The organism is Vibrio sp. 10N.222.52.B7 (assembly GCF_041474275.1).
In the GTDB taxonomy this organism is placed as follows: domain Bacteria; phylum Pseudomonadota; class Gammaproteobacteria; order Enterobacterales; family Vibrionaceae; genus Vibrio; species Vibrio crassostreae_C.
In genome coordinates this window covers 19,838-33,221 of record NZ_JBFRTU010000037.1, presented here as the reverse complement: position 1 = coordinate 33,221, position 13,384 = coordinate 19,838, and the positions used below count along the sequence as shown (strand labels likewise).

The window sequence follows — 13,384 nt, the reverse complement described above, 5'->3', positions numbered from 1 at the left end:
AGGACAGTCATGCCATTTGATCCATTGGTAACCGCGGTTATTGAAACCTCTTTAAATACTTTCGTGAACGATGATCCAGCACTGGTTCGTCGTTTGTCTCGTTTAAAGGGGCAGATCATTCAAGTCAATTTGAAAGAGTTGAATAAAACACTCACTTTCGTTTTCAGCCAACAGATTGATGTGTTGTCAGAATACGAAGGGCAGCCTGACTGCTACCTATCTTTGAACCTATCGGTGTTACCTGAACTGCGTGAGCAATCGAACATCACCAAGCTGATCAAGCAAGATAAGCTGATCTTAGAAGGTGATATTCAACTGGCTCAGAAATTCGCTCAACTGATGACAGACTGCAAGCCTGATTTGGAAGAGTGGTTATCGCGCGTAACGGGTGATGTGGTTGCGCATACCTTGGTGCAAGGCGTTAAAAACGTCGGTGGCTTTGTAGCAAAACAGGCGACTAAGCATCAAAACCATGTTGCTCAGGTTCTGACTGAAGAGTGGAAGATCGCACCTGCACCGTTAGAAGTTGCGCACTTTTGCGACCAAGTTGATGACGTAAAAAGCTCCGCTGCTCGTCTTGAAGCTAAGTTGAACGCTCTGTTGGAGAAAGCATGACCCCAGCAGAACTGAAACGTCTTTATCATATTATCAAGGTACAGTTGGAATACGGCCTTGATGAGTTGATGCCGGAACACCAACTGACTAAAGCTCCTTTGTTGGCGCGAAAGTCACTGTTTTGGCTTAAGAACAAGCATCAAGATAAAGAGTTGGGTCATCGCTTGCGCCTTGCGCTGCAAGAACTTGGTCCAGTGTGGATCAAGTTTGGACAGATGATGTCGACACGTCGTGATCTGTTCCCTCCTCATATCGCCGATCAGTTGGCGTTGTTGCAGGACCAAGTTGCGCCGTTTGATGGTCAACTGGCGAAGCAAGATATGGAAAAGGCGTTGGGTGGCAGTTTAGACAACTGGTTTACCGACTTTGATATCGAGCCACTGGCTTCTGCTTCTATCGCTCAGGTGCATACCGCAAAGCTTAAAGAGAGCGGTCGTGAGATTGTTCTGAAGGTAATTCGACCTGATATTCGCCCGGTGATTGACGCAGATCTAAAACTGATGCACCGAATGGCGCGTATAGTCGCTAAGTCGCTTCCTGAAGCACGTCGTTTGAAACCGGTTGAAGTGGTTCACGAGTACGAGAAAACGTTACTTGATGAACTCGACCTGCGCCGTGAGGCGGCCAATGCCATTCAACTACGACGTAATTTTGAAGGCAGTGAAGAGCTGTATGTTCCAGAGGTTATCCCTGATCTAAGCAGCGAAACCCTGATGGTGTCAGAGCGAATCTATGGTATTCAAGTCTCCGATATTGAGACGCTAGAAGCCAACGACACCAACATGAAATTGCTCGCGGAACGCGGTGTGACGGTATTCTTCACCCAAGTATTCCGAGATAGCTTTTTCCATGCAGACATGCACCCGGGCAACGTATTTGTTAACCCAGAGAATCCAGATAACCCTCAGTGGATTGGTTTGGATTGTGGCATTGTTGGTACGCTCAATAGCGAAGATAAGCGCTATTTAGCAGAGAACTTGTTGGCTTTCTTCAATCGAGATTACCGTAAAGTTGCTGAGCTACACGTTGATTCGGGGTGGGTGCCACACGACACTAACGTCAATGATTTTGAGTTCGCGATCCGTATGGTGTGTGAGCCAATCTTTGCAAAACCACTTGGCGAGATCTCATTTGGCCATGTGTTGCTAAACTTATTTAATACAGCAAGACGTTTCAACATGGAGGTTCAACCTCAGTTGGTGCTTCTGCAAAAGACCTTGTTGTATGTCGAAGGCCTAGGCCGTCAGCTGTATCCGCAACTTGATTTGTGGGCAACGGCGAAGCCTTTCCTTGAAACCTGGATGATGAATCAGGTGGGGCCGCAAGCTGTGATCAACGCAGTAAAAGAGCGTGCGCCATTCTGGGCAGAAAAACTGCCAGAGCTGCCAGAGCTACTTTATGACAGCTTGCGCCAAGGTAAAGCGATGAACCACAGAATGGATCAGCTTTATCAAGGTTACCGAGATAGTAAGCGTCAGCAAGCAACTGGAAAGTTTTTGTTTGGCGTTGGAGCCACTTTAGTCGTATGCTCCGCAATATTAGTTTCAAGCCCTTATGAGCAGCTATCTATGGGCTGTGGCATCGCAGGTGTCACATTTTGGTTGCTTAGTTGGCGAGCTTACCGTCGTTAGACAGTAGACTCTCTTAATATTTTTATGTGTAGACAGACCCGAGGACAATGACAATGGGTGGTATCAGTATTTGGCAACTTCTAATCATTGCTGTAATTGTAATTTTGCTATTCGGAACAAAGAAACTGCGCGGTATGGGTGGTGACTTAGGTTCAGCGGTTAAAGGCTTCAAAAAAGCGATGAGCGATGAAGACAAGCCTGCAGATAAGAAAGATGCAGACTTCGAACCAAAGAATATTGAACAGCAGAAGACAGAAGCTCACGCTGAAACAACTGCTGAAACAAAGAAAGACAAAGAGCAGGCGTAAATCGTGTTTGATATCGGTTTTTGGGAACTGGTATTAATATCTGTCGTTGGGTTAGTGGTTTTAGGGCCTGAGCGTTTGCCCGTGGCGATTCGCAGTATTTCCAAGTTTGTTGGACAAGCGAAAAGCATGGCAAACAGTGTGAAAGATGAACTTTCTCATGAGCTTAAGGTGCAAGAGCTGCAAGAAAACCTACGCAAGGCGGAAAAAATGGGTATGGAAGATTTATCTCCAGACCTTAAAGCGTCAGTCGATGAACTCAAGCAGGCCGCTGCTGAGGTTCAACGTCCGTATGCTAAGCCTGAGTCTGATAAGCCAAGTGAGACTAAACCTAGTGTCATGGAAACTGTGGAATCTGAAACCATTCAGGTCAACAGTGAAGCTTCAGCACCGTCAGATAAGAAAGCCGAATAGTCTCGCAAGGAGGAGTCGCCGGATACTTGATTCGCTAGATGTTTAAATAGATATCTATTCAAGTAAATAACTATTCAAGTGGATACCAATTCAACTGGATAGATACACGCGCGGCTCCTTTTCGATCTTCCTGTTTAAGAGGTTTGACATGTCTTCGACTGAGCAGACACAGCCTTTAATTAGCCACCTTCTAGAACTACGTAATCGCCTACTACGTGCGATTGTCGCGGTGCTAGTGATATTTGTCGGGCTAATTTATTTTGCTAATGATATTTATGAATTCGTATCAGCACCTTTGGTAGATCGTCTACCGGAAGGGGCGACGATGATCGCAACCGATGTTGCATCGCCATTTTTCACACCGCTGAAATTAACCTTGATCGCGTCTATATTCCTCGCGGTTCCGTTTATTTTGTATCAGGTGTGGGCTTTTGTTGCTCCGGGTTTATACAAGCATGAAAAACGCTTGATCATGCCGCTATTGGCTTCAAGTTCATTGCTGTTTTACTGTGGTGTGGCGTTCGCTTACTTTATTGTATTCCCGTTAGTATTTGGCTTTTTTACGGCCATATCATTAGGGGGAGTAGAGTTCGCAACCGACATCTCAAGCTATCTTGATTTTGTACTCGCGCTGTTCTTTGCTTTTGGTATTGCCTTTGAAGTGCCTGTTGCGATTATCTTGTTGTGTTGGACGGGGGCAACAACGCCTCAATCTCTGTCTGAAAAGCGTCCTTACATTGTGGTGGGTGCTTTCATCATCGGTATGATGCTGACACCACCAGATATGATCTCGCAAACACTGTTGGCGATTCCAATGTGTATTCTGTTTGAGATTGGTCTGTTTTTCGCACGCTTTTATACGCGTAAGCCAGATGCGGATGAAGAGGAAGAAGCTGAATCTTGATTCGGAATGCTTCAGTAAAAATCACATAATAAAAAAGCGGCCTAGGGCCGCTTTTTTATTATGTCTGTTTATCGAATCTTTAACTGATAGCCACAGTTCTGACATATATAGAGCTCTTTGATGCCCAAAATTTTATGCCATAGGGTTCGATGTTGACGTTGTAAGTGTTGTGAATGGTCACACATAATCAACTACCTCTATATGCAGGTGGTTGATACTATACATGTCACTTAGCTTTCTCAAATAAATTCAGGAAAAATCCGTAATAATTACTTATTAATAGATTTGTCATAAATTAAACAATGCCTTAGCATTTTTGGTGGTTATGTTTTCGACTTCTTCAAGGGTAATTCCGCGTAATTCGGCGATGCGTTTTGCTACTAATTCTGTGTAGGCTGGTTCATTGCGTTTACCGCGATTCGGTGTTGGTGCCAAGTATGGGCAATCTGTCTCTAGAATGACGTAATCCATATCGAGATGTGGGATCACCTTGTCCATCCCAGAGTTCTTAAAGGTCGAAACGCCGCCTAAACCTAAATGAAAGCCTAGCTCGTTGATCGCTTGAGCTTCCTCTAAGCTGCTACCAAAGCAGTGGAATACCCCGCGTAAGCTGCCATCTTGTTCTTTACGAAGTAGGGCAAGTGTCTCTTCAATGGAATCACGAGTGTGGATCACCACAGGTAGATCAAGCTCTTTTGCCCACTGCAGTTGAGTCACAAACGCCATCTCTTGTTCAGCCTTGAAGGTTTTATCCCAGTACAAGTCGATACCAATCTCACCCACGGCGATAAAGTCATGCTTATCAAACCAAGCTCGAATGGTTTTGAGGGTTTGCTCGATATTCGCATCCACATAACAAGGGTGTAAGCCCATCATTGAACGGCACACATCAGGAAACTGCGCTTCCGTTGCTAACATTGGTTCGATAGATTCTAAATCGATGTTCGGCAATAGAATGGTATCAATCCCTTGAGCCAGTGCGCGCTGCACAACTTGTTCGCGGTCTTCATCGAATTCGCTAGCGTAAATATGAGCATGGGTGTCGATCATTGTTTTGTCCTGAAAGCGGTCTTTACTGAGTTGTCATGAGTATACGGCAGTGTGAGGAGAAGGTCATTTTTTGCCATTTATCCCTATTTTTGAGTGGGTTTCATATTTTACTGCTAGCGTCCTGAGCCATCAGTGATATGCTTTTGCCTGTATTTAGCACTTTTCATATCTAAGTATTTCGGTGCTTAGACTAGGCAAGGAGAATCTAGTGTCTGTTTCAATTCAAGGTCAATTCCCAGGTCGCCGTATGCGCCGTATGCGTAAGCACGACTTTAGCCGTCGCCTAATGGCAGAAAATCAATTGTCTGTGGATGATCTAATCTACCCAATGTTTATCCTGATGGGTAAAGACCGCCGCGAGCCTGTCGAGTCAATGCCAGGTGTTGAACGCTTGTCGATCGACTACATGCTTGAGGAAGCAGATTACCTGTCAAAGCTGGGTGTTCCTGCGATTGCTCTATTTCCAGTCGTGAACCAAGATGCTAAAAGTTTATGCGCAGCTGAAGCTCATAACTCAGAAGGTTTGGTGCAGCGCGCTGTACGTTTACTAAAAGAGCATGTGCCAAACATTGGCGTTATTACTGACGTAGCACTAGACCCGTTCACCACTCACGGCCAAGACGGCATCATCGATGAAGATGGTTACGTGATGAATGACGAGACGACTGAAGTCTTGATCAAGCAAGCATTATCACACGCTGAAGCGGGTGCTGACGTAGTTGCCCCATCGGATATGATGGATGGTCGCATTGGTAAGATCCGTGAAGCGTTAGAAGAAGCGGGCCATATTCATACTCAGATTATGGCGTACTCTGCAAAATATGCATCGTGCTACTACGGCCCATTCCGTGATGCAGTTGGCAGTGCTTCGAACCTGAAAGGTGGTAACAAGAAGAACTACCAGATGGATCCAGCCAACAGCGATGAAGCGATTCATGAAGTCGCGATGGATCTTAATGAAGGTGCGGACATGGTGATGGTGAAACCAGGCATGCCTTACCTTGATATTGTTCGTCGTGTTAAGCACGAACTGCAAGCGCCTACGTTTGCTTACCAAGTATCTGGTGAATACGCGATGCACAAAGCGGCGATTCAAAACGGCTGGCTGAAAGAGCGCGAAACCGTCATGGAATCACTGTTGTGCTTTAAGCGTGCTGGCGCTGATGGCATTCTTACTTACTTCGCTAAAGATGTCGCAGAGTGGCTTGCAGAAGACAATGCACAAGCCGCAGAGCACTTAAAAGAAAAGTAACCGTGTAGAGCTCACTTAAGTGATCAGTAAAAGGGTTGGCCATTGTGCCAGCCCTTTCGTTTATGAGGATGGATAAGATGTCAGTTGTCGTACGTCAAGGTTCTTTAGAAGAAGTGGTGTCTGTGGTCGAGCAGATCTCTGAGTTCGCTAAAAAAGAGAGTGTCGCTTCTCTGTCAGAGCGGCTGGCAGGGAAAAAGAGCCTTATCTTAGTGGCTGAAGAAGCTGGCGTGTTGCTTGGCTTTAAGATCGGCTATGAATTGGATCAAGATACTTTTTACAGCTGGTTTGGTGGCGTGTCACCGCTCGCGAGGAACAAAGGCGTTGCACAGGCGCAATTAGACGTTCAGGAACAGTGGGTGAAAGAGCAGGGCTACAGACAGTTAAAGGTTAAGTCTCGTAACCAGTTCCCTGCAATGTTGCGCCTGTTATTGAGAAACGGTTACCTAATCGAAAGATTTGAAGAAAAAGAAGACATTAATGACCATAGAATCCATTTTTTGAAGCAAATTTAAGCACTGCTGTTAACGGTTTATAAATCAAATGAGATTTATTATCATTTAATTGTTGACTATCAAATGAGAATCATTATTATTAACTTCGTCTTAGGGAATGAGGAAATGTTCACAAGGATGTTAAGTACTCAAGTATCTACTTGGTTACCCAACAGAATTCTCGCGAACTTGTACTAAGTTCTTTTTGACACGACATTGCTCACATTGCTTCCAGTGTAATTTATAGCTTTTAGGTAAAGCTGTGGTATTCAATTTGAATGGCTTTACCGGTTTTTGCTAGGCGACATCTTCGGGTGTCGCTTTTTTTTATACCTACCATTTCAACAAGATGCATATTTAGTGGCACGTATTTTTATGAATAAAACGCCATCAGCATTCTTTTCCACAACGCAAGATCGAGAAAAGATCGTTGATCATCTGTTCGATCTGTAAAATTATTCTTTATTTTCAGTTATTTATTGGTGTTTTTTGAGTTGTTCACCGTAGTTCTCAACAGGGTGGATAAATAATATAAACAGAGTTATCCACAGAACGCTTGCGTCTAAGAACAAAAAATAACAACAAATCGATTATAACGAACACAACCGAGTGAACGGATACAGATCGACAACGTGGAATCCAACCAACAGACGTGGCATTCTTAACAGATAATTTCTGTACTTACTGGATACACAAACATTATGGCTCGTATTCCTGATAATCCATTGATTCTGATCGATGGCTCTTCTTACCTATATCGCGCGTTTCATGCTTACCCTGGCACCATGAGCAATGGTGATATCCCGACTAACGCGGTTTACGGTGTAGTTAACATGCTGCGCAGCATGATGCGTCAATTTGCTTCTGATCGTATTGCGGTTATTTTTGATGCAAAAGGAAAGACGTTCCGTGATGACATGTACCCAGAGTACAAGGCTAATCGTCCACCTATGCCGGATGATCTACGTTGTCAGATCGAACCTTTGCACAATGTGATTCGTGCAATGGGTTTGCCACTTATCTCTATTCCCGGAGTTGAAGCGGATGACGTGATCGGTACGCTGGCTTCTCAAGCTTCTGCGATGGGTATGCCTGTGCTTATTAGTACTGGCGATAAAGATATGGCGCAGCTTGTCGATGACAACGTTACTCTGATCAATACCATGACCAACGTGGTAATGGATCGTGAAGGCGTGATTGAGAAATTTGGCATTCCGCCAGAGCTTATTATCGACTACCTTGCGCTGATGGGCGATAAAGTCGATAACATCCCAGGTGTTCCGGGTGTCGGTGACAAGACAGCGACGGCTCTGCTGCAAGGCATTGGTAGCATCGAAAAGCTGTATCAAAACCTGGATGATATTGCCGCTCTTGGCTTCCGTGGTTCAAAAACCATGGCTAAGAAGCTGATTGATAATAAAGACAACGCTGAGATGTCTTACGAGCTTGCAACGATCAAACTGGACGTCGAGTTAGAAGAGACACCTGAGTCGCTTGTAAAAGCACAACCAAATACGGATGAGCTGATTAAGCTATATGGTCAACTGGTCTTCAAGTCTTGGTTGAACGAGCTACTTGAAGGTGGCAGTGGTGTGGTTGAGGCGGATGAAAAGTCGGGCGCAGTGCGCAGCAATACGGCATCAACCACTTCTACCGTAGAAATGAACACCTCTGCCGTGACCATTGATCGCAGCAACTACGAAACCATCCTCGATGAAGCGTCATTCAATGTTTGGCTAGAGAAACTGAAAGCGGCTGAAGTATTTGCTTTCGATACTGAAACCGACAGCCTAGATTACATGGTGGCGAACCTCGTTGGCCTGTCATTCGCGACTGAAGAAGGCGTTGCCGCGTACGTGCCGGTTGCCCATGATTACCTAGATGCACCTCAGCAGCTGGATCGCGATTGGGTACTTGAACAGCTTAAGCCGATTCTTGAAGATGATGCACAAGCGAAAGTAGGTCAGAACCTTAAGTTCGATATGAGTGTGCTAGCGCGCTACGGTATCGAGATGAAAGGCATCAAACACGACACCATGTTGGCGTCTTACGTTTTCAATAGCGTAGGTGGCAAGCATGATATGGACAGCCTAGCGCTGCGTTTCCTACAGCACAGCTGCATCTCATTTGAGCAAATCGCAGGTAAAGGTAAGAAGCAGCTTACTTTCAACCAGATTGAGCTGGGTGAGGCGTCTCCATACGCGGCAGAAGATGCTGACGTGACTTTACGTCTTCATAACCGTTTGATGGAAAATATTGAGCAAGATGAAAAGCTAAAAGCCATCTATGAAGAAATCGAAGTACCCCTGATCCCTGTAATGTCTCGCATTGAGCGTACTGGTGTATTCATCGATGACATGCTGCTGGGCGCTCAATCGCAAGAGATTGCGGTTCGTCTGGATGAGTTAGAACAGAAAGCCTATGAGATTGCAGAGCAAGAGTTCAACATGAACTCGCCAAAACAGCTGCAAGCGATCTTGTTTGAGAAAATGGGTTTGCCAGTTATTAAGAAAACGCCATCAGGTGCACCTTCAACCAACGAAGAAGTGCTGCAAGAACTGGCTCTTGATTACCCGCTACCTAAGCTGATCATTGAGTATCGTGGTCTTGCGAAACTCAAGTCTACCTACACAGATAAACTGCCGAAGATGATCAACGCTGAAACGGGTCGTGTTCATACGTCTTATCACCAAGCGGTGACAGCAACGGGTCGTTTGTCTTCAACAGATCCAAACCTACAGAACATCCCAATTCGTAATGAAGAAGGTCGTCGTATCCGCCAAGCATTCGTTGCACAACATGGCTGGAAGATTCTAGCGGTCGATTACTCTCAAATTGAATTGCGTATCATGGCGCACCTGTCGGGTGATAAAGCGCTTCTGGAAGCATTCCAACAAGGCAAAGATATTCACGCGGCAACGGCTGCTGAGATCATTGGTGTTGATATTGAGCAGGTAACGACTGAGCAGCGTCGTCGTGCTAAAGCCGTTAACTTCGGTCTTATCTACGGTATGAGTGCTTTTGGTTTGGCTAAGCAACTGGGTATTCCTCGTGGGGAAGCACAGCACTACATGGACACTTACTTTGAACGTTACCCTGGCGTAATGCAGTACATGGAAGACACACGCAGCGCGGCTTCAGAGCAAGGCTTCGTTGAAACCATTTACGGCCGTCGTTTGCACCTTCCTGAAATTCAATCTCGTAATGGTATGCGTCGTAAAGCGGCTGAACGCGCAGCGATCAACGCGCCAATGCAAGGTACAGCGGCAGATATCATCAAGAAAGCGATGTTGTTAGTCGATGAGTGGATTCAAGCCGAAGGCGATGGTCGTGTGAAGCTATTGATGCAAGTACACGATGAATTGGTGTTTGAAGTGGAAGAGTCAGCTTTAGCCGAAATTGAAAGTAAAGTACAACAATTGATGGAATCCGCGGCAGAACTAGAAGTGCCGCTTGTGGCGGAAGCTGGCCACGGTGATAACTGGGATCAAGCCCACTAATCAGTTTTTGACCTTAATAAGCAAATTAGTATGAGCCAGTGCACAAACACTGGCTTTTTTTTGTCTCAAATAAAGTTAAGTCGTAATAAGAATTTAGGTGTTTTAATAAAACATTCATGAAAAAAAACTACAAAAGTTGTTTTCATTTCTGAGCAATTGTTGTACATTAAATCTCGTAGGGTACAGAGGTAAGATGTTCTATCTTTCAGACCTTTTGTTTCACGTTATTGGATTAGGCTGATTCAGCCGCCCCAGTCAGTATTTGACTGGGGCGTTTTTTCTTGTGCGAAAGAAAAATATTTCCAACCTACCATTCCCCCGTAAAACCTCTCATTTTTAGTGCCTTTTATTACACTTTCTCAAGCACAGTGATAAGCCCCTGATTTGCCTTAGATCTGGAATTCGATCAGCTTTTGGTAATTTAAATCCGTCTCTAAGTCGATTGTTTTATCACTTGAAATAACTTTTATTTTACAAGTTATCGATAAAGGATTGATGGCTCACGCCTTATTTATCAGTGTATTGAGTCGGTGAATGCTCAATGTAATCCATGATTTTCTGTTGCTTCTCGGTGCTGTATTTCAGAGCTTCGGCGGTGATCTGGATGGATTGCGCCATTGAAGAGATATTGTTGGTCGCTTTTACCAAGGTTTGCTGCATTGGTTTCAGGATAAGCAGATAGATAGCGGTCAAAGCTATAATAATGACAGCGATAACGGCCGCCAGCGCAATGATGATCTTGGTCTGAATGTCATCCAACAGCATTTGACTGGTTTGTTTAAAGGCGAGTCGAGATTGGTCTAAGGCTTGTGGCAGTTGATTGAGTGATGTCTTGGTGGAGCTCGCAAGCTTATTGATACTTTCAACGGTTTGATTGAGGGCTTGTTGCTGGTCGTCGCTTAGGTTGGGGTTGTTGACTATCGCCTGCAAAGATTGCGATATCACCTCAAGAGACTCACTCGCATCTTGGGCGTACTTTTCCATGCCATCGAGGTCTAAGGTCATATCGACATTGATCAGTGGGGCTTGTTCTTGTTCTGCTTCAGAGGCAAACCCTGTCAGTGAGACCAACATAAGTGCAATGATGGCCAATGGTGTTTTCCACATGAGTATTCCTTTCTCATTGTTCTGATTATTTAGATGTGTCTTTTAGTATGGTTCACTTCTATTGGTTTTAGTGGCTAAATCCGATTTTTAACACTAAAAACTTATGCTTAACTCACTAATTTTTGGGCAAAAAAATACCCCACCTATATAAGGAGGGGCATTGATAAGGCTAAATCACGTGTTGTAAGTGCTCTAACCTATAGCGATAAGTAGAGGAACTACTCTGAGTCGTTGTGCTCTTCGTCTGCTAACTCATCAATGATTTGATCAGCAAGCGCAGGCGCAAACCACTCATCCATCTTGGCACGCAGTTGGTCAACGCCGATGCCCTTCATTGAAGAGAAGACATCAACCGCAACATCACCACCGAAAGATTTTGCATCGTTACGGATTTTCAGTAGCTGTGCTTTACGCGCACCACTTTTCAGTTTGTCTGCTTTTGTTAACAAAACCTGTACTGGGATGCGGCTATCGATAGCCCAGTAGATCATTTGTTGGTCAAGGTCTTTCATTGGGTGACGGATATCCATCAATACCACTAAACCTTTCAGGCTTTCACGTCGTTGTAGGTATTCACCTAGCGACTTCTGCCATTTTTTCTTCATCTCAAGTGGTACTTGAGCAAAGCCATATCCAGGTAAATCGACGATATGACAACCGTCCGTTACCTTAAATAGGTTGATTAGCTGAGTTCGACCGGGTGTTTTACTGGTTTTCGCCAAGCTTTTTTGGTTTGTAACGCGATTTAGCGCGCTAGATTTACCAGCATTGGAGCGTCCTGCAAACGCAATTTCGATCCCTTCGTCTTCTGGTAAATGACGAATATCAGGTGCACTGGTAATGAAATGCGTGTTTTGATAATGAATTTTTACGCTCACTGTTAACTCCATCTCGACTTTGTGTAGTCGATTGATTACTTTTTTGTGAATTTGTGTAAAATAACCGTGCTCGGCATAAGGTCGCCTATTGTACCATGAGTGGCAACATAGAGTGGTACTGGAAGCTTGATAATTATAATGGAATGTCATGAAGAAATTAGCGCTAATTTTGAGTCTTTTAGCCAGCTGCTCAGTATGGGCTCAAGGTAGTATTGAAGCTGGTAAAGCCAAATCACAAACATGTGTTGCCTGCCACGGTGCTGACGGCAACAGCCTGATCACTCAGTACCCTAAGCTGGCTGGTCAACATGAGAAGTATCTAGAGAAGCAGTTAAAAGAGCTTAAGCTAGGTATGACAAGTGGTGGTAAGCAAGGTCGTTACGAACCTGTAATGGGTGCAATGGCGATGCCTTTATCTGAAGAAGATATGGCTGACCTAGCGGCATACTACGCCTCTCTACCTATCTCTAGTAACTCTACTCCTGAAAATGTAGTAGATGAAGGTAAGGTTCTTTACACAGCGGGTAACGCAGAACGCGGCGTAACGGCGTGTATTGCTTGTCATGGCCCTCGTGGTAATGGTACCGAACTTTCTGGTTTCCCTAAGATTTCAGGTCAGCACGCAGATTACATCAAGGCTCAACTTGAAAAATTCCGCGATGGTGACCGTAATAACGACATGAATGCGATGATGCGTGATGTAGCTAAAAAGTTAACAGACGCTGATATTGATACCTTATCGAAGTACGTTGGTGGTTTACACTAATTTGTCGGTTTCTTGCTCTTAGCCAGAGTAAAGGAATGTACGTTCGAGCGAGATTGAAGAGACGCCCCGATCAGTAATGGTCGGGGCGTTTTCTTTTGTATTGGTTTTATTAATGCGTTTTGTGTTTATGTCTGATTTATCAATGTGTGATCGATTTGTGTACAAAAGTGTGAAGTCGCACTCTTGTAGTCTTTTTGTAACACGGTAAAGTAACCGCCATCAGCTAGGAGCTGACTTAGATATGGATGATCATCTAGTCTAACGGTATAGACAGAAATGGATCAGGCTAGGACAGCCCAGCAACAAGGTGTTAGAAAAGGATAGCCAAAACTCATCAGGACGATGAACAACAAACAAATTTGGCATGGAAAGCACCAATAACAAATGGAGATTTGTGTACCAAGTTGAGTATGCAAATTTTGGCCGATATAGGCAGATTTAGAGAGCGATAGGTTTTCCTATCGCTTTTTT

General features: G+C 44.6%; 12 protein-coding genes. 9 read left to right on the top strand and 3 right to left on the bottom strand.

The annotated features are described in order from the left end of the window. The first annotated feature begins 9 nt into the window (after positions 1–9). From AB4512_RS11820 to tatC, 5 genes are all read left to right on the top strand, one after another. Positions 10–615: an SCP2 domain-containing protein gene (locus tag AB4512_RS11820; protein ID WP_017063051.1), complete on the top strand. Its 606-nt coding sequence runs from the start codon at positions 10–12 to the stop codon at positions 613–615. Next, entirely contained in the window at positions 612–2,246 is a 1,635-nt protein-coding gene (ubiB, locus tag AB4512_RS11815) for a ubiquinone biosynthesis regulatory protein kinase UbiB (protein ID WP_372174941.1), read from the top strand. The genes AB4512_RS11820 and ubiB overlap by 4 nt, the downstream gene beginning before the upstream one ends. A 53-nt stretch (positions 2,247–2,299) precedes the next feature. Further along, on the top strand, positions 2,300–2,554 hold the full coding sequence (tatA, locus tag AB4512_RS11810; protein ID WP_017060154.1) for a Sec-independent protein translocase subunit TatA: 255 nt from the start codon (positions 2,300–2,302) through the stop codon (positions 2,552–2,554). Positions 2,555–2,557: 3 nt separating this feature from the next. Then, positions 2,558–2,965, top strand: a complete 408-nt coding sequence (gene tatB / locus AB4512_RS11805) for a Sec-independent protein translocase protein TatB (protein WP_017060155.1) — start codon at positions 2,558–2,560, stop codon at positions 2,963–2,965. A gap of 148 nt (positions 2,966–3,113) precedes the next feature. Further along, complete coding sequence (gene tatC / locus AB4512_RS11800; RefSeq protein ID WP_017060156.1) at positions 3,114–3,869, top strand: twin-arginine translocase subunit TatC; 756 nt, start codon at positions 3,114–3,116, stop codon at positions 3,867–3,869. A 288-nt stretch (positions 3,870–4,157) separates the two neighbouring features. Here the strand turns inward: tatC and AB4512_RS11795 are convergent, their stop codons facing one another. Continuing rightward, the gene (locus tag AB4512_RS11795) at positions 4,158–4,919 is read right to left on the bottom strand and encodes a TatD family hydrolase (RefSeq protein ID WP_017063053.1); all 762 of its coding nucleotides are present in this window, start codon (positions 4,917–4,919) and stop codon (positions 4,158–4,160) included. Positions 4,920–5,127: 208 nt separating this feature from the next. On the opposite strand from AB4512_RS11795, the gene hemB reads away from it, so the two are divergent. The 3 genes from hemB (at position 5,128) to polA (ending at position 10,162) form a co-directional block, all read left to right on the top strand. Next, a complete protein-coding gene (gene hemB / locus AB4512_RS11790) occupies positions 5,128–6,171 on the top strand; it encodes a porphobilinogen synthase (protein WP_017060158.1) in 1,044 nt (347 codons plus the stop codon). Positions 6,172–6,248: 77 nt separating this feature from the next. Continuing rightward, positions 6,249–6,683: a GNAT family N-acetyltransferase gene (locus AB4512_RS11785; RefSeq protein WP_372100111.1), complete on the top strand. Its 435-nt coding sequence runs from the start codon at positions 6,249–6,251 to the stop codon at positions 6,681–6,683. A 680-nt stretch (positions 6,684–7,363) separates the two neighbouring features. Then, positions 7,364–10,162 carry a DNA polymerase I gene (polA, locus tag AB4512_RS11780; protein ID WP_372174940.1) on the top strand — a complete coding sequence of 933 codons (2,799 nt, stop codon included), beginning with the start codon at positions 7,364–7,366 and terminating at the stop codon, positions 10,160–10,162. A gap of 507 nt (positions 10,163–10,669) precedes the next feature. Here the strand turns inward: polA and AB4512_RS11775 are convergent. Both AB4512_RS11775 and yihA read right to left on the bottom strand, forming a co-directional pair. After that, complete coding sequence (locus tag AB4512_RS11775; protein ID WP_017060161.1) at positions 10,670–11,269, bottom strand: GTP-binding protein; 600 nt, start codon at positions 11,267–11,269, stop codon at positions 10,670–10,672. A gap of 218 nt (positions 11,270–11,487) precedes the next feature. Further along, a complete protein-coding gene (gene yihA / locus AB4512_RS11770) occupies positions 11,488–12,147 on the bottom strand; it encodes a ribosome biogenesis GTP-binding protein YihA/YsxC (RefSeq protein WP_017060162.1) in 660 nt (219 codons plus the stop codon). Positions 12,148–12,295: 148 nt separating this feature from the next. Between yihA and AB4512_RS11765 the strand changes: the two genes are divergently transcribed. Then, positions 12,296–12,913, top strand: coding sequence for a cytochrome c (locus AB4512_RS11765; protein ID WP_012602993.1), 618 nt, complete (start codon positions 12,296–12,298; stop codon positions 12,911–12,913). Positions 12,914–13,384: the final 471 nt, after the last annotated feature.